Origin of the sequence: Bacillus sp. DB-2, assembly GCF_003315125.1 — a bacterium.
GTDB classification, from domain to species: Bacteria; Bacillota; Bacilli; order Bacillales; family Bacillaceae_G; genus Bacillus_A; species Bacillus_A mycoides.
In genome coordinates, this window is the sequence record NZ_QNRN01000008.1 from 227,213 (window position 1) to 250,349 (window position 23,137).

18 protein-coding genes are annotated in these 23,137 nt (G+C 36.1%); all 18 read left to right on the forward strand.

Annotated elements, in window-relative coordinates; genetic code table 11:
* The first annotated feature begins 286 nt into the window (after positions 1-286).
* The 18 genes from panE (at position 287) to sigG (ending at position 22,912) form a co-directional block, all read left to right on the forward strand.
* The gene (gene panE, locus DET63_RS16045) at positions 287-1,174 is read left to right on the forward strand and encodes a 2-dehydropantoate 2-reductase (protein ID WP_002066866.1); all 888 of its coding nucleotides are present in this window, start codon (positions 287-289) and stop codon (positions 1,172-1,174) included.
* A 79-nt stretch (positions 1,175-1,253) separates the two neighbouring features.
* Positions 1,254-2,870: a bacillithiol biosynthesis cysteine-adding enzyme BshC gene (gene bshC, locus DET63_RS16050; RefSeq protein WP_002128861.1), complete on the forward strand. Its 1,617-nt coding sequence runs from the start codon at positions 1,254-1,256 to the stop codon at positions 2,868-2,870.
* Positions 2,871-3,236: 366 nt separating this feature from the next.
* On the forward strand, positions 3,237-4,169 hold the full coding sequence (rsmH, locus tag DET63_RS16055; protein ID WP_002014746.1) for a 16S rRNA (cytosine(1402)-N(4))-methyltransferase RsmH: 933 nt from the start codon (positions 3,237-3,239) through the stop codon (positions 4,167-4,169).
* Between the two features lie 15 nt (positions 4,170-4,184).
* Positions 4,185-4,547, forward strand: a complete 363-nt coding sequence (ftsL, locus tag DET63_RS16060) for a cell division protein FtsL (RefSeq protein ID WP_002014745.1) — start codon at positions 4,185-4,187, stop codon at positions 4,545-4,547.
* 22 nt (positions 4,548-4,569) lie between these two features.
* On the forward strand, positions 4,570-6,720 hold the full coding sequence (locus DET63_RS16065; protein WP_087944542.1) for a penicillin-binding protein: 2,151 nt from the start codon (positions 4,570-4,572) through the stop codon (positions 6,718-6,720).
* Positions 6,721-6,801: 81 nt separating this feature from the next.
* Positions 6,802-8,718, forward strand: a complete 1,917-nt coding sequence (locus DET63_RS16070; RefSeq protein WP_002014741.1) for a stage V sporulation protein D — start codon at positions 6,802-6,804, stop codon at positions 8,716-8,718.
* 210 nt (positions 8,719-8,928) lie between these two features.
* A complete protein-coding gene (locus DET63_RS16075; RefSeq protein WP_113937193.1) occupies positions 8,929-10,404 on the forward strand; it encodes a UDP-N-acetylmuramoyl-L-alanyl-D-glutamate--2,6-diaminopimelate ligase in 1,476 nt (491 codons plus the stop codon).
* 22 nt (positions 10,405-10,426) lie between these two features.
* Positions 10,427-11,401 carry a phospho-N-acetylmuramoyl-pentapeptide-transferase gene (gene mraY, locus DET63_RS16080; protein ID WP_002014738.1) on the forward strand — a complete coding sequence of 325 codons (975 nt, stop codon included), beginning with the start codon at positions 10,427-10,429 and terminating at the stop codon, positions 11,399-11,401.
* The gene (gene murD, locus DET63_RS16085; protein WP_002066871.1) at positions 11,402-12,754 is read left to right on the forward strand and encodes a UDP-N-acetylmuramoyl-L-alanine--D-glutamate ligase; all 1,353 of its coding nucleotides are present in this window, start codon (positions 11,402-11,404) and stop codon (positions 12,752-12,754) included.
* Between the two features lie 89 nt (positions 12,755-12,843).
* Positions 12,844-13,935, forward strand: coding sequence for a stage V sporulation protein E (gene spoVE / locus DET63_RS16090; protein WP_002066872.1), 1,092 nt, complete (start codon positions 12,844-12,846; stop codon positions 13,933-13,935).
* A 102-nt stretch (positions 13,936-14,037) separates the two neighbouring features.
* Positions 14,038-15,132, forward strand: coding sequence for an undecaprenyldiphospho-muramoylpentapeptide beta-N-acetylglucosaminyltransferase (murG, locus tag DET63_RS16095; RefSeq protein ID WP_002088269.1), 1,095 nt, complete (start codon positions 14,038-14,040; stop codon positions 15,130-15,132).
* Positions 15,133-15,193: 61 nt separating this feature from the next.
* Entirely contained in the window at positions 15,194-16,099 is a 906-nt protein-coding gene (murB, locus tag DET63_RS16100) for a UDP-N-acetylmuramate dehydrogenase (RefSeq protein WP_002014734.1), read from the forward strand.
* 98 nt (positions 16,100-16,197) lie between these two features.
* Complete coding sequence (gene divIB, locus DET63_RS16105) at positions 16,198-16,968, forward strand: cell division protein DivIB (RefSeq protein ID WP_002014733.1); 771 nt, start codon at positions 16,198-16,200, stop codon at positions 16,966-16,968.
* Between the two features lie 401 nt (positions 16,969-17,369).
* The gene (gene ftsA, locus DET63_RS16110) at positions 17,370-18,671 is read left to right on the forward strand and encodes a cell division protein FtsA (protein WP_113937194.1); all 1,302 of its coding nucleotides are present in this window, start codon (positions 17,370-17,372) and stop codon (positions 18,669-18,671) included.
* 39 nt (positions 18,672-18,710) lie between these two features.
* Positions 18,711-19,865: a cell division protein FtsZ gene (gene ftsZ / locus DET63_RS16115; RefSeq protein ID WP_002066873.1), complete on the forward strand. Its 1,155-nt coding sequence runs from the start codon at positions 18,711-18,713 to the stop codon at positions 19,863-19,865.
* A 456-nt stretch (positions 19,866-20,321) separates the two neighbouring features.
* Positions 20,322-21,236, forward strand: coding sequence for a sigma-E processing peptidase SpoIIGA (spoIIGA, locus tag DET63_RS16120; RefSeq protein WP_033707128.1), 915 nt, complete (start codon positions 20,322-20,324; stop codon positions 21,234-21,236).
* A 19-nt stretch (positions 21,237-21,255) separates the two neighbouring features.
* Positions 21,256-21,975, forward strand: a complete 720-nt coding sequence (gene sigE / locus DET63_RS16125; protein WP_002128857.1) for an RNA polymerase sporulation sigma factor SigE — start codon at positions 21,256-21,258, stop codon at positions 21,973-21,975.
* Positions 21,976-22,132: 157 nt separating this feature from the next.
* The gene (sigG, locus tag DET63_RS16130) at positions 22,133-22,912 is read left to right on the forward strand and encodes an RNA polymerase sporulation sigma factor SigG (RefSeq protein WP_002014725.1); all 780 of its coding nucleotides are present in this window, start codon (positions 22,133-22,135) and stop codon (positions 22,910-22,912) included.
* Positions 22,913-23,137: the final 225 nt, after the last annotated feature.

The window sequence follows — 23,137 nt, forward strand, 5'->3', positions numbered from 1 at the left end:
TCCTTTTCTTATCTTGTTGAATGCAGAAAAGTTAAAATATTTATAATAATATTATAACTCATTTTTAAATTTTTATGAAGAAGATAGAATATTTCTTTCATTATTTTTTTGAGGATTTGCTAAACTAAGAATAGAACTATGTATATAGGTAGTATATACATAGTGAAAGAAGAGGTTGCATTTGTTAAAAGATAATTGAATCCTCAACTATGTAATTGTAATTTAATAAGATATAAAGGGGGAAAGGCAAGGGAACTTATATCACTTGTTAATATGAGTTCTTTGTGTGAAGATGAAAATTGGAATTGTTGGACCGGGAGCTATTGGTCTCCTATATACATTTTATTTACAAAAAAGTAATCAAGATGTTACGTTGTTTACAAGAAACGATAAGCAAGCAGAAGAATTAAACTTAACGGGTGTAACTTGTATTAGGAATGGAGAACGTGAAACGGTATTTCCATCTATTTTACCGATAGAAAGTATGCTGGATAAACAGTTAGATTATATATTTATTGCTGTAAAGCAATATCATGTAACTGATATATTACCTTTTGTGCAGGGAGAATCGTCATTAATCTTTTTGCAAAATGGAATGTCACATCTTCACGTTATGCGAAAAATAGGAAATGAACGTATAGCAGTCGGGATTGTGGAGCATGGTGCAAAAAAAGAGGATGGACATACAGTTCGTCATACTGGAATAGGTGTTACAAAGTTTGGTGTAGTGCGTGGTCAATCTAGTTGTTTTAAAAAGGTATTTAATTGTTTTCCTTTTGATTATTTTCCGATTCAGATAGAAGATGATTGGAAGGGGATTATGCGTAATAAATTAGTAGTCAATGTATGTATTAATCCGTTGACGGCATTATTACGGGTTGAGAACGGGGAGTTAATTTCAAACCCGCTTTTTTATCAAATGATGGAGCAAGTATTTCAGGAAGTTGCATTTCTTGTTAAAGAAGAAGATAAGGAAATGCTATGGAAAATGGTATGCCAAGTATGTGAAAAAACATCCCATAATACTTCATCTATGTTAGCGGACGTAAGGGCGAATAGACAAACGGAAGTTAATGCAATTGTTGGATATGTATTAGAAGAAGCTGAGGAACAACAACAATCTGTTCCGACACTTCGATTTTTGTTCAATGCAATAAAAGGAATGGAATTATAAGTGTTTTTCTTTGCTTTTACGTGAAACATTGAATACAATGTGGGTTGGTGAGAGAACAGGATACGAAAGGAAGAATTATATGGAGATAAAAGAAATCTCTGTTCCACTACAAGGTGTTGTAGCGGACTATATGAACGGTAAAAAAGAGATACAGTCATGTTTTGATTATCTGTTAACAGAGGATGCTTTTAAACAGCGTTTACATGATTTACGTGAGAGAGAGTTTTTCCGTCAAGATTTAGTAACGCATTTATTAGAATATAATACACAATTGCAAGCGGGAGAATTTACAATTCAAAATATAAAAGCGCTTGAAGATGAAAATACATATGTAGTTATAGCTGGACAACAAGCAGGGTTATTAACTGGTCCGCTTTATACAGTTCATAAGATCATTTCAATTTTACAGCTTGCAAAAGAAAAAGAAGAGAGCTTAGGGGTTCGGGTTGTTCCTGTCTTTTGGATTGCTGGTGAAGACCATGATATGGATGAAATTAATCATACATTTGTAACGAAAAATAAAAAAATAAAAAAGACCATTTTTCATGATCGTTATCCGAAAAAGGCGAGTGCTTCTGAGTCTGAGTTTTCTATTGAAGACTGTAGAAAATGGGTCGAAGAGATTTTTAAAACATATCCGGAAACGAATTTTACAAAGGATGTATTACAATTTGTTGATGATGCTTTAGGTAAATCGCATACATATGTAGATTTCTTTGCGCACCTTATTACGAAAATGTTCGCAAATTCTGGTTTAATTCTTGTAGATTCACATCATCCTGCATTAAGAAAATTAGAAGTGCCGTTTTTACAACAAATTATAAGTAAATATAAAGAAATTCAAGTAGGGCTTCGTAATCAACAGGAAGTACTTAAGGAATTAGGATTTAAACCGATTATTGAAACGAAGACAAATGCAGTACATATATTTATGGAAATTGATAATGAGCGAGTATTGCTTGAAGAGAATCAAGGGAAATTTATTGGAAAAGATGGAGTGCATTCATTTTCGTATGAAGAATTGATGGAAGAGATGGAAAGAAGTCCAGAACGTTTTAGTAATAATGTTGTAACGCGCCCTCTTATGCAAGAATATGTGTTTCCTACGTTAGCGTTTATTGGCGGTCCAGGGGAGTTAGCTTATTGGAGTGAATTGCAACAAGTGTTTCATACGGCAGGTTTCCAAATGCCACCTGTTGTTCCGCGCCTTACAATTACTTATATGGAGCGAGATATAGCGACAGATTTATATGATTTAGATTTGCAAGAAATTGATCCATTTCTAAATAATATAGATAATCTGCGTGACAATTGGCTTTCTAATCAAATAGAGGAACCGATAGACGAGCGATTTATAGAAGCGAAAAAAGAAATAATGGATATTCATACATCATTACAACAATTCGTGAAAAAAATAGATCCAGGGTTAAATGAGTTTGCTGGGAAAAATGAACTGAAAATTAATGAGCAAATTGAACTGTTAGAAAAAATGTTGAAAAGAAATGTTGAGAAGAAACATGAGGTTCAACTGAATAAATTCCGCCGTTTACAATTTGCGCTTCGTCCATTAGGAGCACCGCAAGAACGTGTGTGGAATGTTTGTTATTATTTAAATCAGTTCGGCCTTGATTTTGTTGACCGGGTAATGGAACAATCTTTTTCGTGGGATGGAAAACATCATGTAATAAAACTATAGAATCTTGCTCTTTTGAGCAGGATTTTATTTTTATTCTGTTGAATTAACTGTGAAGTGAAATATTTCTGAATTATCCATCTTATGTTAATGTAATGAATCGCTATGTATCAGGTATATATATATGACAAAATAGCACAAAATGTAAACGGATTATTATCTTTTTCGACAGGTTTTTGTTTAAATTCCCGCAAAAAATGATAAAATTTAGTATATAATAAAATAAAATAGCGATTTGTATAGCGTACTACCTTGTTGGAAGTTAAATGAGTCGTTCTTTAGTAGCATTTCATCCTCTAGTAGTAAATTGTGTTTGTAGAGTGAGAAATGTATTTAACATAATTAATTGGAAAAAGAGTAGGTGCAGCAATGTTCAAACACGTAACAGTACTTTTGAAAGAAACAGTAGATGGCTTAGATATAAAACCGAGTGGTACATATGTAGATTGTACACTGGGTGGAGGAGGACATAGTTCTTATTTACTATCTCAGCTAACAGATGGTGGAAAGTTAATAGCATTTGATCAAGATGAAATAGCGATTCAAAATGCGAAGGAAAAATTTTCTTCTTATGGTGAACAATTTGTAACAGTGAAGAGCAACTTCCGTTATTTATCTGAAAAACTACATGAATTAGGTATTACAGAAGTAGACGGGATTTTATTCGATTTAGGTGTTTCATCCCCACAATTAGATACACCAGAGCGTGGCTTTAGTTATCATCATGATGCACCGTTAGATATGCGGATGGATCAAGATGCCCCATTAACAGCATATGATGTTGTGAACAGCTGGTCATATGAACAACTCGTAAGAATTTTCTTCCAATACGGAGAAGAAAAATTTTCAAAGCAAATAACAAGGAAAATTGAAGCTTATCGCGAGAATAAGGCTATTGAAACGACAGGAGAATTAGTGGAATTAATTAAAGAAGGTATTCCAGCTCCGGCACGTAGAACAGGTGGACATCCTGCGAAGCGAGTATTTCAAGCGATTCGTATTGCTGTAAATGATGAATTAAAAGTATTTGAAGAAGCGTTGGAATCTGCAATTGATATGGTCAAGCCTGGTGGAAGAGTTAGTGTTATAACATTCCATTCTTTAGAAGATCGTATTTGTAAAACGACGTTTAAGCGAAATAGCACAACGCCGCAATTACCACAGGGACTACCGATTATTCCGGATGAATTTAAGCCGAAATTAAAGCTTATTACAAGGAAACCGATTTTACCTTCTGACATTGAATTAGAAGAAAATAATCGAGCGCGTTCTGCGAAGTTGAGAATCGCTGAAAAACGATAAAAAGGAGAGAGAGGTATGACTAATTTAGCTGTAAAGTATAAACAACAGGCGCAAGAAGAGGTACAAATTCAAGCGCCGCCACAGCAGATGGTTAAGCCAAAAGTTAAAACGAAAATTACAAGAATTGAAAAGCTATTGTACGTAACGTTTATTGGATTTTTATTATATGCCTGTGTAGCTTTTATTGGGAATAAAGCGGGCCTATATCAAGTTAATGTAGAAGCAGCGACGATAGAAGAACAAATTGTAAAAAAACAAAAGGAAAATCAAGAATTGCAGGCTGAAGTAGAGAAGTTAAGTCGTTATGAACGTATCGCTGAAGTTGCAAAAAAACACGGGCTAGAAATTAATGCGAATAACGTGAAAGGCCTAAAGTAAGGCAAATAGGTGTGAAGAAAAGATGAAGAGAAATATGACCAAATTTCATACCAATAAGGGAGCAGGTTATTTTATGATATTTTTCCTCCTGCTCTTTTTGCTGTTATTAGCCCGATTTTTTTACATACAAGTAACAGGAACAGTGGACAATCATGATTTGAAAAAACTTGCTGAGCAGAAACATAGTAAAAAAGGAGTTCTCGAAGCGAATCGAGGAACAATTTATGATCAAAATGGTCATGTACTAGCGCAAGACGCAAATTCTTATAAACTTGTAGCCGAGTTAAAAGGAGCTAACGCCGTTAAGGATAAAGAGGATACTGCAAAGAAAATCGCAGGAGTACTCGGAAAAGATGAAGATAAAATTTTAGCTACTTTAAATAAAGAAGGCAAAAGTCAAGTGGAATTTGGAACATTGGGTAAAGACTTGACGAAAGAAAAGAAAGAACAAATAGAAGCATTGAAATTGCCGGGAATATCTTTTATTACCGAAAATGCGAGAGTTTATCCAAACGGTGATTTTGCATCTTACGTCATAGGTCATGCGAAACCTGATGAAAATGGAATCTCAGTCGGTCAATTTGGCTTAGAAAAGAGTTTGGATAAATATTTAGGTGCTTCTAATGGTGAGGTAGCTTATACAGGTGACCGTAAAGGAGTATCTCTTGACGGTGGGAAAGTGAATGTAAAGGCACCTAAAAATGGAGATAATGTGTATTTAACGCTTGACCAACGTATTCAAAGTTATTTAGAAGACGCAATGAAAGAAGCGAGTAAACATTATGAACCAGAAAATTTAATAGGGATTGTTGCGGATCCGAAGACAGGGAAAATATTAGCGATGTCTAGTAAACCTAGTTATGACCCTAATGATCGTCAAATTAAATATTTCTTCAACGACGCCATTGCAAATGCGTTTGAACCGGGATCAACAATGAAGATTTTCACATTAGCGGCGGCGATTAATGAAGGTGTATACAATGGGCAAGACTTTTATCAGTCTGGTACATATCAAGTTGGTAATCGCAAAATAAAAGATCATAACGGCGGCGCCGGATGGGGTTCTATTACTTTTGATGAAGGGGTAGAGCGATCTTCAAACGTAGCGTTCGCAATTTTAGGGGATCAAAAACTTGGTCCAGAGCGTTTTCGAAAATATATTCACGGTTTTGGATTAGATGAAAAAACAAACATTGATTTATCTGGTGAAGGGTCAAATACAATTTTATTTGATCAACAAATACAACAAGTAACAACGGCATTTGGACAAGGTTCTACAGTTACACCAATTCAACTTGTACAAGCTGCAACAGCAATTGCAAATGATGGTAAAATGATGAAACCTTATACAATTGATAAAATTGTGGATCCAATAACAGGTAAAGTACAGCTAGAGCATAAACCAGAAGAAGTAGGAAAACCTGTTACCAAAGAGACAGCCGCACAAGTAAGGCAATTACTAGAACGTGTTGTTACATCACCGAAAGGAACAGGAACTGCATATAAAGTTGATGGGTATTCAGTCGGGGGGAAAACAGGTACAGCACAAATTCCTGACGGGAAAGGTGGCTATATGACGGGAAGAGAGAATTATATATTCTCATTCTTAGGTATGGCACCGATGGACGATCCGCAACTTGTTGTGTATGTGGCCGTTAAACAACCAAAATTAAAAGATGATGAAAACGGGGCTAAACCTTTAGCTGATATCTTTAAATATGTAGCGAAAAATAGCTTAGAGTACTTAAAGATTAAGCCGAATGAAGTAAAAGACCCGAAAAAATATGTGAAAGAACAACAAACTGTCGTTCCAGATGTAACCGGAAAAACGATGGAAGAAGCGAAAAAAACAATTGATAAAGCAAAACTTCGTCCAATCGTATTAGGTGAAGGTAAAGTGCAGCAGCAAGTGCCAAAAGCAACTGAACAAACATTAAAGGGTGATCGAGTCTTCTTAGTAGGAGATAAGCCTACAATGCCAAATATACAGGGATGGGCACTGCGTGATGTTATGAATTTAGCAAAAACATTAAAGCTTAACTTAAAACCTTCTGGTACAGGATATGTAACGGAACAAAGTGTGGCGGAAGGGACATTGTTGCAACCTGGTACAGAATTAGGTGTAACACTCGTACCACCACTTGAACCGCAACAAGAAGCAGAAAAGCCATAATGGTAATAGGGAAGAAGTTCTAATTAAATAAGTACAAGCATATATTGGAACAAGCTAGGCGTAAGGGAGGCTTGTTCCAATATGCGTGTATCAAATGTAACAGTTAGAAAACGACTTATTTTTATACTTATATCGGGTATACTCATTTTCACCATTATCGATATTCGTCTTGGATATGTGCAATTTTTTCTTGGAAATATGTTAACGGATCGTGCGAAGGATTCATGGAGTCGTAATATTACTTTTGAACCAGAGCGAGGGAAAATTTTAGATCGAAATGGTGTGGAGCTTGCTACGAATAAAAGTGCACCGACCGTCTTTGTTGTGCCGAGGCAAATTGAAAAACCAGCAGAGACTGCAGAGAAGTTAGCTGCAGTATTAGGTGTGGAAAAAGATGATGTTTATAAGCGGATTACAAAAAAAGAATCGATTGTAAGGCTTGATAAAGGCGGAAGGAAAATATCGCATGACAAAGCGAAAGAAGTACGCGGATTAAGTTTAAAGGGTGTGTACATCGCAGAGGATTCTATCCGGTACTATCCATTCGGTAATTTTTTATCACACGTATTAGGATTTGCGGGCAGTGATAATCAAGGGCTTATGGGACTAGAGAAATATTATGATAAAGAGCTAAATGGTGATAAAGGTCATGTGCGATTTTTTGCAGACGCGAAAGGACAGAGAATGCCTAACGTTGGAGATGATTTCAAAAAACCAGAAGCCGGTTTGAATTTAGGATTAACAATTGATTCACGCATTACGAGGATTATGGAAAGAGAAATGAATATTGCGGAATCAACGTATAATCCTGACGGTATGATAGCAATTGCAATGAATCCGAAAAATGGTGAAATTTTAGGTATGTCAAGTCGACCAAGTTTTGATCCAGCAGATTTCCAAAGTGTTTCTCCGGAAGTATATAACAGAAACTTACCTGTATGGAGTACGTATGAGCCGGGGTCAACATTTAAGATTATTACATTAGCTGCAGCCTTGAATGAAAATTTAGTAGACTTAGAGAAAGATACATTTTATGATGATGGGGCAGCTGAAGTTGGTGGAGCTAGATTGCGGTGTTGGAAAGCTGGAGGCCATGGTAGCCAAACGTTTTTAGAAGTAGTTCAAAACTCTTGTAACCCAGGATTTATTGAACTCGGTGATCGTCTTGGTAAAGATCGATTGTTTAAATATATTCGCAATTTCGGGTTTGGACAGAAGACCGGAATTGATTTACAAGGTGAAGGTAGCGGGATTTTATTTAATTTAGATAAAGTTGGTCCAGTCGAGCAAGCGACGACTTCATTTGGGCAAGGTGTTTCTGTTACACCGATTCAACAAGTAGCAGCTGTAGCGGCCGCTGTAAATGGTGGAACTTTGTATCAGCCATATATAGCGAAGGAATTTATTGATCCGAAGAATAATCAAGTTGTCAGCAAAAAGACACCTGTTGCGAAAAGGGAAGTTATTTCCAAGGAAACTTCTGAGAAAGTTCGTTACGCATTAGAGAATGTTGTAGCGAAAGGTTCGGGTAAAGGGGCTTATATTGATGGATATCGTGTAGGTGGAAAAACTGGAACTGCTCAAAAGGTGAAAGATGGAAAATATTTAGATAATAACTATATTGTATCATTTATCGGTTTTGCTCCAGCTGACGATCCGCAAATTGTTGTTTATGTAGCAGTGGATAATCCAAAAGGAGTCACTCAATTTGGTGGAGTTGTAGCAGCACCTATTGTTGGGAATATTCTTCGTGACGCACTTCCTGTAATGGGAGTGGAACCGAGAAAAGAGCAAGTTGAGAAAGAATATAAATGGGGCGATACACCAACTGTGGAAGTTCCAAATTTAATTGGTATGAAAAAGAAAGATTTACAAACGCAACTTGTAGACTTGAAGCTTGATATAAGTGGTGATGGTGGGAAAGTAATTAAACAATCACCAGAAGCAGGAGCTAAAGTAAAAGAGGGTTCAAAAGTTAGAATTTACTTCGGGAATTAAAGGTAACTGATTGTGTTTTATGGTACAATTGGTGGAAGTGAGTTCTTTATAGAAAAATTGCTTTATTTGAGACGATAAGTGTCTCATTAATAAATAAATCTATTGATTAGACTATAGTAGCACTTACCTCCTATTTTTATATAACTAGGAGGTAACGTGTTACTTGCTAAAATAAGAGATAAATAAACAATGTAGAGAGGGTTTAGTGAAATGAAGTTGCATACACTTGTATCATGTTTGCATGATTTTCCAGTTGTTCCAACAGAAAATCCAGAAATAACATCTATTGAAGCGGATTCACGTAAAGTGAAAGAGGGAAGCTTATTTATATGTATGAAAGGATATACGGTTGATAGCCATGACTTTGCTAAGCAAGCAGCCGCACAAGGAGCGGCTGCTATTGTTGCGGAAAGACCAATTGATGTTGACGTTCCAGTTGTACTTGTGAAAAATACTTTTCGTTCGCTAGCGGTTTTAGCTGATTATTTTTATGGCCAACCAACACACAAGTTACATTTAATCGGTATTACAGGTACAAATGGAAAGACAACAACATCGCATATTATGGATGAAATTATGCGCGCACATGGTCATAAAACAGGGCTAATTGGAACGATTAATATGAAAATCGGTGATGAAACATTTGAGGTGAAAAATACAACACCAGATGCACTAACACTTCAACAGACATTTTCAAAAATGGTTGAACAAGGTGTGGATAGCACAGTAATGGAAGTTTCGTCTCATGCTTTAGATCTTGGCCGTGTACACGGGTGCGATTATGATGTTGCAGTATTTACGAATTTAACACAAGATCATTTAGACTATCATAAAACGATGGAAGAATATAAACATGCGAAAGGGTTGCTTTTCGCACAGCTTGGCAATAGTTATCATCATAATCGTGAAAAATACGCTATATTAAACAGTGATGATCCAGTAGCAGAAGAGTATATGAGAAGTACAGCAGCTACTGTTGTAACATACGGTATAGATGTTGCAAGCGACATTATGGCACGAGATATCGTAATGACGAGTGGCGGTACAACATTTACACTTGTAACACCGTATGAAACTGTAAATGTTACGATGAAATTAATTGGTAAGTTTAATGTATACAACGTGTTAGCTGCTACAGCAGCAGGTCTTGTTTCAGGAGTGAGCTTACAAACAATTATTGATGTAATTAAAGAGCTTGCTGGCGTTCCTGGACGTTTTGAAGTTGTTGATGGTGGACAAAATTACACAGTTATTGTTGACTATGCGCATACACCTGATAGCTTAGAGAACGTACTAAAAACAGCAAAACAATTTGCAAAAGGCGATGTATATTGTATCGTTGGTTGCGGTGGTGATAGAGATAGAACGAAAAGGCCAATAATGGCAAGTGTCGCAATCGAATATGCAACTCACGCAATTTATACATCAGATAATCCAAGAAGTGAAGATCCGAAGGCTATTTTAGATGATATGGTAAATGATGTAAATAGGGGTAATTATGAAGTAATTGTCGATCGAAAAGAAGCGATACGTTCCGCTATCTCGAAAGTAAAAGCAGAAGATATTATTATTATTGCTGGTAAAGGGCATGAAACGTATCAAATTATTGGTAAAGAAGTTCATCATTTTGACGATCGTGAAGTTGCTAAAGAAGCAATCACGGAGCGTTTAAACAACGAAGTGTAACAGCATGAGAGGAGGACTACATGTGCTTGAACAAGGTTTATTAGTAACGGCTGGGGTAGCATTCTTAATTTCTGTTGCCCTTTCGCCATTATTTATTCCATTTTTAAGAAAGCTAAAGTTCGGACAGAGTATTCGTGACGAAGGACCGAAGTCACACCAAAAGAAATCAGGGACACCAACGATGGGTGGTATTGTCATATATGTATCTATGATGGTGACTACGCTTATTATGGCGATTAAATTTAACAATTTAGGTGCAGAAGTATCATTGTTGTTATTAGTTACATTTGGGTACGGATTAATCGGATTTTTAGATGACTACATAAAAGTAGTAAAGAAAAGAAATCTTGGTTTAACATCAAAACAAAAATTGATTGGTCAGCTTGTAATTGCTATTGCGTTCTTTTTAATTGGAAAAGGGCAAGCATTTCACACTTATATCATGATTCCGGGAACTGATGTTAAATTTGAATTAGGTTGGGCGTATTTTGTTCTCGTATTATTTATGCTTATTGGTGGATCAAATGCGGTTAATTTAACAGATGGTTTAGATGGTTTATTATCAGGAACAGCTGCTATTGCATTCGGAGCATTTAGTATTATTGCTGTAGCTCAAGAACAATTTGGGGTAGCGATTTTCTGTATGGCAGTTGTAGGAGCTGTACTTGGATTTTTAGTATTCAATGCGAATCCAGCGAAAGTATTTATGGGGGATACAGGTTCTCTAGCTTTAGGTGGTGCTATCGCAGCTGTAGCGATTTTGTTAAAACAAGAATTGTTACTCGTTATTATTGGCGGTGTATTCGTAGCGGAAACTTTATCTGTTATTATCCAAGTTATTTCGTTCAAAACAACAGGAAAGCGTGTCTTTAAAATGAGTCCATTACATCATCATTATGAATTATGTGGTTGGTCAGAGTGGCGCGTTGTTGTAACGTTTTGGTCTGTAGGATTTTTATTAGCTGTGCTAGGAATTTATATCGGGGTGTGGATGTAATTGAAAACTGTAACTGAATATCAAAATAAAAATGTTCTTGTATTAGGTATTGCTAAAAGTGGTTATGCAGCAGCTACTTTATTAAAAAAATTAGGGGCAAACGTCATTGTAAATGACGGGAAACCATTAGCGGGTAATGTGCTTGCAGCTGAGTTACAAGCGGAAGGAATGGATGTTGTATGTGGTGGGCATCCATTAGAATTGCTGGAGAGAAACATTTCACTTGTCGTAAAAAATCCAGGAATTCCATATTCTAATCCACTCTTAGTGGCGGCGAAAGAAAAACAAATTCCAATTGTAACTGAGGTTGAATTAGCATATTCCATTTCAGCAGCACCGTTTGTTGGGATTACGGGATCTAACGGTAAAACAACAACGACAATGTTAACGTTTGAAATGTTAAAAGAAGGACAAAAGTACCCAGTTATTGCGGGGAATATAGGTACTGTAGCTTGTGAAGTTGCACAATTGGCGAAGGAAAATGAAGTTGTCGTTACGGAACTTTCATCGTTTCAATTGATGGGAGTGGAATCGTTCCAACCAAAAATTGCAGCCTTTTTAAATTTATTTGAAGCGCATTTAGATTATCACGGGACGAAGAAAGAGTATGGTTTGGCGAAAGCGAATATTTTCAAAAACCAAACTGAAACAGATTATAGTATAATTAACGCAGATGATGCAGATGTCATGGCGTTATCGGCATATAGTAAAGGAAAGAAAGTATTATTTTCGGCGACGAAAATAATTGAAGATGGTGCGTATATAAAAGATAACGCTCTTTATTTTAAAGGCGAAAAAGTAGTTAAAGTAAGTGATATTGTTTTACCTGGTAAGCACAATTTAGAAAATATTTTAGCAGCAATGAGTATTGCTAAATTATTAGGTGTTTCTAATGAAGCAATTACTGCTGTGTTAAAAAGTTTTACAGGTGTAAAACATCGCTTAGAATATGTAACAACGATTAATAATCGTAAATTTTATAATGATTCAAAAGCGACGAATATGCTAGCGACAGAAAAAGCATTATCTGCATTTACACAACCGATTGTATTATTGGCTGGTGGACTTGATCGTGGTAATGAATTTGATGATTTAATTCCATACTTTAAACATGTCAAAGCGATTGTGACATTTGGACAAACTGCACCAAAATTAGTAAGAGCGGCAGAAAAAGCAGGATTAGATGTAATTGAAAGTGTCGATACTTTAGATGATGCAGTAGTGAAGGCGTATGCTCATTCTACCGATGGTGATGTTATTCTTCTTTCACCAGCATGTGCAAGCTGGGATCAATTTAAAACATTTGAAGAAAGAGGAGACATTTTTATACAAGCTGTGCATAAACTTATATAAAGTAAATCAAAACATCAGTAGGCTAACACCTACTGATGTTTTGTTACATAGGGCAAAGGTTCTGCCCAAAGAGGTGGTGTTCATGGGTAATGAAGAAAACGCCTGATTTTATTCTCATCATCGTTACACTTGCATTGTTAACAATTGGAATGATTATGGTTTATAGTGCGAGTGCGGTTTGGGCCTCTTATAAAATGGGGGATTCATTCTTTTTTGCAAAAAGGCAATTGTTATTTGCAAGTCTTGGGGTAGTAGCTATGTTTTCTCTCATGAAAATTGATTATTGGGTGTGGCGTACGTATTCAAAAGTAATTTTACTAGTTTGTTTCGTTCTTCTTATTCTCGTTCTTATTCCTGGAGTAGGTCTCGTTCGTGGAGGGGCGCGAAGTTGGATTGGAATCGGAGCATTTTCTATCCAACCGTCAGAGTTTATGAAATTCGCGATGATTATTTTCTTAGCAAAATTTTTAGCGGAACGACAAAAATTAATTACATCTTTTAAACGAGGTTTACTACCGGCTCTTAGTTTTGTATTTCTTGCTTTTGGGATAATTATGTTACAGCCAGATCTTGGTACGGGAACGGTAATGGTTGGGACATGTATTATTATGATATTCATTTCGGGAGCAAGGGTCTTTCACTTTGCAATGTTTGGTTTGCTTGGTGCAGCGGGATTTGTAGGGTTAATCGCATCAGCACCATATCGAATGAAACGCATTACATCATATTTAGATCCGTGGTCGGATCCGCTCGGAAGTGGATTTCAAATTATCCAATCGTTACTCGCAATTGGACCTGGTGGTTTATTTGGGCTTGGACTTGGACAAAGTAGACAAAAATTTCTTTATTTACCTGAACCACAAACAGACTTTATATTTGCGATCTTATCCGAGGAATTAGGTTTTATTGGTGGTTCATTTGTGTTATTATTATTTAGTCTATTATTATGGCGCGGGATTCGTATAGCATTAGGAGCGCCAGATTTATATGGTACGTTTTTAGCAGTAGGTATTGTGGCGATGATTGCGATTCAAGTAATGATTAATGTTGGTGTTGTAACAGGACTGATGCCTGTTACGGGTATTACTTTGCCATTTTTAAGTTATGGTGGATCAAGTTTGACCTTAATGTTAATGGCAGTAGGTGTATTATTGAATATAAGTCGCCATTCTCGCTATTAAACCCTGTTTAAAAGACAGGGTTTTTCGTGTGTGTGTGAAAATGCAATATGTATATAGAAATAAATACGATTGAATAAGAACAGAGAAGTGGAGGAATCAGTAGTGCGAGTATTAGTAAGTGGTGGGGGTACTGGAGGACATATTTATCCAGCTCTTGCTTTAATTAGAGAAATAAAAAAACTAAATCCTGAAGCAAGATTTTTATACATTGGTACAGAGAATGGATTAGAGAGTACCATCGTACCGAAAGCGGGTATTCCGTTCCAGTCTATTGTTATAAGTGGATTTAAACGAAAAATATCTCTTGATAATGTAAAAACAGTGATGCGTTTCCTAAAAGGTGTTCAAGATAGTAAACGATATATTCGTCGTTTTAACCCTGATATTGTGATTGGTACGGGTGGATACGTATGTGGGCCAGTTGTATATGCTGCGGCTAAATTAGGTATTCCGACTATTGTCCATGAACAAAATAGTGTACCTGGTGTAACGAATAAATTTTTAAGTCGTTATGTCGATAAAGTTGCAGTTTGTTTTGAAGCAGCTGCAGAACATTTTCCACAGTCAAAAGTGGTTATGACAGGTAATCCACGTGCATCAGAAGTAATGGACCAAAATGGAATGAAAGGAAAACGTTCGGTAGGACTATCCCTTTCTAAAAAATCCGTGCTTATTTTTGGTGGGAGCCGCGGGGCTAGACCGATTAACGATGCTTTTGTAGAAGCGATTGAACAATTTGGGAATAAAAGTTACGAAGTATTATATGTAACAGGCGAAGTACATTATGATAAAGTTATGGAAGCCGTGAAACAAAAAGGGAATCCGAATAATGTTATTATTAAACCTTTTATTCATAATATGCCAGAGGTACTGACGGGTGTAGATCTTGTTGTTTCAAGGGCAGGGGCTACAACGCTTGCAGAATTAACAGCGTTAGGAAAACCGAGTGTATTAATTCCAAGTCCGTACGTAACAAATAACCATCAAGAAAAAAATGCACGATCAGTTGTTGATAAAGGAGCAGCTAAAATGCTACTTGAAAAAGATTTAACATCTGAAACGCTTATTCGTGACATTGATGAGATTTTATTGGATACACAAACATTACAAAATATGAAACTGGCTACTAAGCAACTTGGTATTCCAGATGCAGCAAATAAGCTATATGAAGTAATGAACAAGCTTATTAAAAAATAACATTAGGTGAACGCCCTGCATATTACTGTAATAAGGAGACTTGATATGGGGGAGATTGTCTATGGAACAATTAGTAAAAGAGCTTTTAGAAGCAAATGTTGGTCGCGTGCTAGTTAATGAACCGTTAGCGCGTTACACGACTATGAAAATAGGCGGACCAGCTGATATTTTAATTGTACCAAAGCATGTTGCTGGTATTGAGAAGACTCTAGAGTTAGTAAAGAAGTACAAGACAGGGTGGACTGCAATTGGTCGTGGTTCAAATCTTCTCGTATCTGATCAAGGTATAGAAGGTGTGGTTATTCGTTTAGGAGAAGGATTAGACCATTTAGAAGTCGAAAAACATAGAGTAAGAGTCGGTGCTGGATATCCCCTTATTAAATTGTCAACTTTACTTAGTCGACAGGGATTAGCGGGCCTGGAATTTGCAAGTGGTATTCCAGGAAGTGTTGGCGGTGCAGTGTATATGAATGCAGGCGCTCATAAGTCCGACATATCGAGTGTATTAACGAAAGCTCGTATTTTGTTTGACAATGGAACAATTAATTGGTTGACGAATACCGAAATGGGCTTTTCTTATCGCACATCTGTATTGCAAATGAAACGCCCTGGTATTGTTTTGGAAGCTGAATTCCAATTGGAGGTAGGCGAACGCGAGGGAATTGTAAGAAGCATGCAAAAGAATAAAGAGTATCGCCGTGAAACGCAGCCTTGGAATCACCCTTGTGCAGGAAGTATATTTCGAAATCCAGTCCCCTATTTTGCAGGAGATTTAATAGAAAAATCAGGGCTTCGTGGTTATACAATAGGTGGAGCTCAAATTTCTGAAATGCATGGGAATTTTATTGTTAATACTGGTGTGGCATCAGCGCAAGATGTATTAGACTTAATCGCATTGGTAAAGCGTACAATTAAAGATAAATTTGGTGTTGATATGCATACAGAAGTAGAAATAATTGGAAGATAACGGTTGTTCGTTCCGCTCATTATCATTTATGTTATAATAAGAAGATAAGAACGGCATGAGGAACATGCCGTTCTTTATGTTACATAGGGGGATCGTACATGAAAAATAGTAAAGTGATTAAACTACAAGATCGTGTACCAAAATTAAAGAATCAAAATAAAAAAAATAAGAAACCTGTTAATCATCGGTTAATTTTATACATATCGATTTTATTTTTATTAGTACTCTTTTTAATTTATTTTCGGTCTCCGCTTAGTAATATAAAAAAGATAAGTGTCTTTGGAAATCATTATATGACAGATGAACAAGTTATGAAGGAATCAGGTGTGACATATGATACGAGTTATTTCCGAGTAACAGCACATAAAGCAGAAGAAAACTTAACGAAACGAAAAGAAATTAAAGAGGTAAATGTAAAAAAACGTTTCCCAAACAAAATTGATGTTCATATCGAAGAATATTTAACAATTGGCTATATAAACAAAGATGGGAAATTACAACCGTTATTAGAAAATGGGAAAACACTCGATGTACTTCCGAACGGAAAGCTTCCAGTTGCAGCACCAATTTTTGAACCATTTAAAGAGGAAAAAATGAAGGAATTAATTGCAGAACTAGAAAAATTAACGCCAACTATTTTAAGGTCTATTTCTGAAATTCGTTATACACCAACGAATGCAAATGAAGATCATCTTACTTTATATATGAATGAAGGATATGAAGTGAGCACCACTATTCAAAATTTCGCAAAGCGAATGGAAGCTTATCCACTTATTTTAAAAACAATTGAACCTGGTAAGAAGGTTTTAATTGACTTAGAAGTGGGGGCATATACGAAGGAACTAGGTGCTGAAGAAAAAAAAGAATAGAATGATAGTTTTTACTGCGTTATTACGTATGAAATGAAACAAACGTTCTTTTATATGGATGCTAATTTGCAAGAATGCTTAATTTGATGAAAAAAATGTAAATTTTCTTAGATTCATACTAGGATTGGTACAAGTTTCACTTTTCTACAAGTACATCTTAGTGTAGACTTATACTTGGCGGTAATCTTTACACTTGAAATATAATTATTTCAAGATAGAGCAGTTATTTACAGGTTACTGCGATATTCTTAAATGAATGTTAAATAAAAATAAGAAAAATATAGGGTTAAAAAAGGGAAACGTATAAAGACGTTGAATATTTTTCTTATAAATAGTAAAGTTGCGATTGTTGTTCCATATATTGAGTTGTATGGTATAAATAAAGAAGGAGGTGCCAAAGAATGAACAGCAATGAAATATATGTTAGTCTTGACATCGGTACATCCAATGTTAAAGTCATCATTGGTGAAATGGTTAATGATAGCTTAAACATTATTGGTGTTGGAAACGTAAAATCAAATGGTTTGAAAAAGGGATCGATAGTTGATATAGATGAAACTGTTCGATCAATTAAAAAAGCAATTGAACAAGCTGAGCGCATGGTGGGTATCCACATTGAGCAAGTTGTAGTAGGTGTCAATGCAAACCAGGTACAGTTGCTCCCGTGTCACGGAGTAGTCGCTGTTTCAAATGAAGATCGTGAAATCGGGAATGAAGATGTCTTACGCGTTCTAGATGCAGCGCAAGTTGTGTCAATTGCTCCTGAACGTGAATTTATTGATGTGGTACCTCGACAGTTCATTGTAGACGGTCTTGACGAGATTAACGATCCACGCGGGATGATCGGTGTAAGATTAGAAATGGAAGGTACACTTATTACAGGCTCGAGAACTTTACTACATAACCTACTTCGTTGTGTAGAAAAAGCAGGTCTTGAAATTGTTGATATTTGTCTGCAACCTTTAGCGGCAGCGACAGTTGCGTTATCTTCGGATGAAAGAAATAGAGGGGTAGCACTTGTTGATATGGGTGGAGGATCTACAACCTTATCTATTTTTAAAGATGGAGAGTTGCAAGCAACGAGCGTATTGCCATTAGGTGGAGATCATATAACGAAGGATATAGCGATTGGGCTGAAAACTTCAACAGAAAATGCAGATCAAATTAAGCTGAAATATGGACATGCTTTTTATGATACAGCATCTGAAGAAGAGATGTTTACGGTTCCTATTATGGGAAGCGATCAAACAGAACAATATTCTCAGTTGGAATTATCGGATATAATAGAGGCTCGTGTAGAGGAAATTTTAATGTTTGTTCAAGATGAAGTGCATAAGTTAGGAGTAAAGCAAGCTGCTTCTGGATATGTACTAACTGGTGGGATAGCTTCTATGCCAGGTGTTCTTGATCTTGCATACGATATTTTACATGAAAATGTTCGTATAGCAACTCCTGATTATATTGGTGTTCGTGAGCCTCAATATACAAGTGGAGTTGGATTAATTAAACATTCTTATCAAAAAGCTAAATTACGTGGGAAAAATGTGCAGGAAAAGCAAGAACATTTTGAACCAATACCAGCACCAATGCCGGTACAACAGCAACCTGCGAAACAAAAAACTCGTAATCAAAACAATACTAATCAAAATGATGACCGCATGATGTCAAAAGTAAAACGTGCATTCCGTTATTTATGGGATTAAAATTGGACACGAAAAATGAGGTTCTAGGGGGATTTCGACATGTTAGAGTTTGATACTACTCAAGATCAATTAGCGAATATAAAAGTTATCGGTGTCGGCGGTGGCGGAAACAATGCTGTAAACCGTATGATTGAACACGGTGTACAAGGTGTAGACTTTATCGCTGTGAATACTGATGCACAAGCATTAAATCTATCAAAAGCTGAAACGAAAATGCAAATTGGTGGAAAATTAACGCGTGGACTTGGTGCAGGCGCAAACCCTGAAGTAGGGAAAAAAGCTGCAGAAGAAAGTAAAGAACAGATTCAAGAAGCGCTTCGTGGCGCGGATATGGTCTTCGTAACTGCTGGTATGGGCGGTGGAACTGGAACTGGTGCAGCTCCAGTTGTCGCTCAAGTTGCAAAAGAACTAGGCGCGTTAACAGTTGGTGTTGTAACACGTCCATTTACATTTGAAGGGCGTAAACGTGCAACTCAAGCTGCATCTGGTATTGCGTCATTTAAAGAAAATGTAGATACACTTATCGTAATTCCAAATGATCGCTTATTAGAGATTGTTGATAAAAATACGCCAATGTTAGAAGCGTTCCGTGAAGCAGATAACGTATTACGTCAAGGTGTTCAAGGTATTTCTGATTTAATTGCTACACCAGGTCTAATTAACTTAGACTTTGCAGACGTAAAAACAATTATGTCTAATAGAGGTTCTGCTTTAATGGGTATCGGTTCTGGTAATGGTGAAAATCGTGCTGCTGAAGCTGCGAAAAAAGCGATTTCTAGTCCATTACTAGAAACATCTATTGATGGAGCTCAAGGTGTTATTATGAACATTACGGGCGGCGCAAACTTAAGTTTATATGAAGTACAAGAAGCAGCAGACATTGTAGCTTCAGCTTCGGATCCAGAAGTAAATATGATCTTCGGTTCTGTTATTAATGAAGGATTAAAAGATGATATCGTTGTCACTGTAATTGCAACTGGTTTTGATGATAGTGCTTCGACACAACCACCAAAACCAATTATCCGTCCGACTGCGAATCACACGCAACAGCAACAACAACCAGTAGCTCAACCTTCAAAACAACGTGAAGTTAAGCGTGAAATGAAACGTGAAGAGCCGGTTATGCATGATCGTCATACAGATTCAGATGACATCGATATTCCAGCATTCTTACGTAACCGTCGTAGACGATAAAAGAAAAGGAGCTTTTATGCTCCTTTTTTTGTTGTCTAAATGGAAAAGATCTGCTAAGCAGATCTTTTTTTATTATTTTGCATATGGAGAGCCCAGTCCTATTTTTAAGCCATAAGCTGTGATAAATAAATTGAAACTTTAATTAATCGGGGGTGTTCATCCGAAAATGATTGTTAGCCCGACTCTCACTTAACTTCTGTACTTTTTTATAGTTGAATTTTGAGGCAGGGTCTTACTGCCCGCAAATAGCAAGATAGACTTTGTATATATATAATTCAATTATTATGTATACAAGTAAGAAATTTATATTATTCTATGAAAAATACATTTTTATTTTTTACCGACAGATTATGTCTAGAAATCACAAAATAACAAAAAAACCCCTCCACCAATTGACACACTTTCCTATTGGATATGCATTATACTAGTCTCAACTCAAAAAAAGAGGTGAATTGTTTGGTTGTTTACGCCGACATTGTTTGGTTGTTAAACGCCTGCATTGATTTTCTTTTACTTTTATTAACAGCCACCGTGTTAAAAAAGAGAATCAAAAGATGGAGGCTTGTGTTAGGGGCATTTATAGGTTCAACTATTGTTATTTTCGCCTTTACGCCTTTTGCTTCTATGATGACACATCCAATTATGAAACTATTGTACTCGTTACTTATTGTGTATACAGCATTTGGGTTTTCGACATTTAGAAATTATACACAAACTGTTTTTACTTTCTATTTTGTAACCTTTATGGTTGGTGGAGGATTAATTGGAACGCATTATTTTTTGCAAACGAACGAAATGGTAAATGGGTTAGTTCAATCTAAATCAGTTTCTTACGGTGATCCAATTAGTTGGTTGTTTGTTATTTTTGGTTTTCCAGTAATTTATTATTTTTCTAAAAAGCGTATAGAAAGCGTAGAGGTCACAAAGATACACTATGATCAAATCGTGAAAGTGAAAATTCAATTAGCTGGAGAGGAACTAGAACTAGCAGGTCTAATTGATAGTGGGAACCAACTTTATGACCCGTTAACGAAAACACCCGTTATGATTATGCATATTTCATCATTAGAACATTGTTTGCCAGCTTGGTTAACAGAACAAATTTATTCCAAAACAGAAATTCCTCAAATACCAGAAAATGATTCTGGGTGGGCGACGAAACTACGTTTAATTCCTTTCCGAGCAGTAGGAGTAGAGAATCAATTTTTATGGGCAATTAAGCCAGATTGTGTGCAAGTTCATCATGAAGGTTTGGTTGTTGTAAACAAAGTACTGATTGGATTAAATACACAACAATTATCTACCAATGGAGAGTATCAATGCATTGTACATCCGAAAATGTTGATTTCGCAAAAGATGGTAATTGCTTAATTATGAGAGGCGGGATAATATGGTGAAATTTAAATTTTATTTGGTATACCTTTGGTATAAAGTATTGCTGAAATTAGGAATTAAGACCGATGAAATTTATTATATTGGTGGAAGTGAAGCGTTGCCACCGCCGTTAACGAAAGAAGAAGAGGCAGTTCTTTTGAATAAATTACCAAATGGAGATCAAGCTGCGAGGTCGATGCTTATTGAACGTAACCTAAGGCTTGTTGTATATATAGCAAGAAAATTTGAAAATACAGGGATCAATATTGAGGATTTGATTAGTATAGGAACAATTGGTCTTATTAAGGCAGTGAATACATTTAATCCAGAAAAGAAAATTAAATTAGCAACATATGCATCTCGTTGTATAGAAAATGAAATTTTAATGCATTTGCGTCGAAATAATAAAAATCGTTCGGAAGTTTCTTTTGATGAACCGCTTAACATTGATTGGGACGGAAATGAACTGTTATTATCAGATGTTTTAGGTACAGATGATGACATTATTACAAAAGATTTAGAAGCTACTGTAGATCGTCATCTTTTAATGAAAGCATTGCATCAATTAAATGATCGTGAAAAACAAATTATGGAGCTTCGGTTTGGACTCGCTGGTGGCGAAGAGAAGACACAAAAAGATGTGGCTGATATGCTTGGGATTTCACAGTCTTATATTTCTCGTTTGGAAAAAAGAATTATAAAAAGATTACGAAAAGAATTTAATAAAATGGTGTGAAGAATAAGACCAGTCGGTATCTAGACTGGTCTTATTCTTTTTTTGTGCATTAGGAAATATGATATTTGTGAAAAATGATGGAAAAACCGTATGCATAAAATCCCCTTCAAAGGAAATACTTTACACTGTACAGCAACTCCCGATAGGAGGGAACACTTTGACGAGAAACAAAGTAGAAATTTGCGGTGTTGATACAGCTAAACTTCCAGTACTAAAAAATGAAGAGATGCGTAAATTATTTCGTGAAATGCAAAGTGGAGAGATAAGCGCCAGAGAGAAATTAGTGAATGGAAACTTACGTCTTGTACTGAGCGTCATCCAAAGATTTAATAACAGAGGAGAATATGTTGATGATTTATTTCAAGTTGGTTGCATTGGACTTATGAAATCCATTGATAACTTTGATTTAGGCCAAAATGTAAAGTTTTCAACGTATGCTGTGCCGATGATTATTGGAGAAATACGCAGATATTTGCGTGATAACAATCCAATTCGTGTATCTCGCTCATTACGAGATATTGCGTATAAAGCGTTGCAAGTAAGAGAAAAATTGATTGCTGAAAATTCAAAAGAACCAACAGCAATGGATATTGCGAAAGTTCTTGAAGTGACACATGAAGAAATTGTTTTTGCGTTAGATGCTATTCAAGACCCAGTTTCATTATTTGAACCGATTTATAACGATGGAGGAGATCCTATCTTTGTTATGGATCAATTAAAGGATGAAAAACAAAAGGACGAGCAGTGGGTTGAAGAACTAGCGTTGAAAGAAGGGATGAAGCGTTTAAATGATCGTGAGAAAATGATTATTCGAAAACGGTTCTTCCAAGGAAAGACACAGATGGAAGTTGCCGAAGAAATTGGGATTTCTCAAGCACAAGTATCACGTTTGGAGAAGTCTGCTATTAAGCAAATGAATAAGACGATTCAAGGATAAGGTCCTCACCAGCTATGGTGAGGCCTTTTTTATATATAATATTTTGCGCTCATAGTAGAGTGGGGAGGTTCATATAATGAAAATAAAATGGATGTTCTATTAGTAGCGGTTATATACTGTTTATCCACTTCAAAATTCGGCTGAAGTAAGAAGAGCCGGAGCTACCCGTAAAAATCCGATTAGCATGGACTAATAATCAGTAGGGATGGGGAAAATCCCACTGAT

Bases quoted from the DNA above. Each gene is read 5' to 3' on its own strand.
- bshC (WP_002128861.1), top strand. From the start codon at position 1,254: ATGGAGATAAAAGAAATCTCTGTTCCACTACAAGGTGTTGTAGCGGAC.
- rsmH (WP_002014746.1), top strand. From the start codon at position 3,237: ATGTTCAAACACGTAACAGTACTTTTGAAAGAAACAGTAGATGGCTTA.
- ftsL (WP_002014745.1), top strand. From the start codon at position 4,185: ATGACTAATTTAGCTGTAAAGTATAAACAACAGGCGCAAGAAGAGGTA.
- DET63_RS16065 (WP_087944542.1), top strand. From the start codon at position 4,570: ATGAAGAGAAATATGACCAAATTTCATACCAATAAGGGAGCAGGTTAT.
- DET63_RS16070 (WP_002014741.1), top strand. From the start codon at position 6,802: ATGCGTGTATCAAATGTAACAGTTAGAAAACGACTTATTTTTATACTT.
- DET63_RS16075 (WP_113937193.1), top strand. From the start codon at position 8,929: ATGAAGTTGCATACACTTGTATCATGTTTGCATGATTTTCCAGTTGTT.
- spoVE (WP_002066872.1), top strand. From the start codon at position 12,844: ATGAAGAAAACGCCTGATTTTATTCTCATCATCGTTACACTTGCATTG.
- murB (WP_002014734.1), top strand. From the start codon at position 15,194: ATGGAACAATTAGTAAAAGAGCTTTTAGAAGCAAATGTTGGTCGCGTG.
- divIB (WP_002014733.1), top strand. From the start codon at position 16,198: ATGAAAAATAGTAAAGTGATTAAACTACAAGATCGTGTACCAAAATTA.
- ftsA (WP_113937194.1), top strand. From the start codon at position 17,370: ATGAACAGCAATGAAATATATGTTAGTCTTGACATCGGTACATCCAAT.
- ftsZ (WP_002066873.1), top strand. From the start codon at position 18,711: ATGTTAGAGTTTGATACTACTCAAGATCAATTAGCGAATATAAAAGTT.
- sigE (WP_002128857.1), top strand. From the start codon at position 21,256: ATGGTGAAATTTAAATTTTATTTGGTATACCTTTGGTATAAAGTATTG.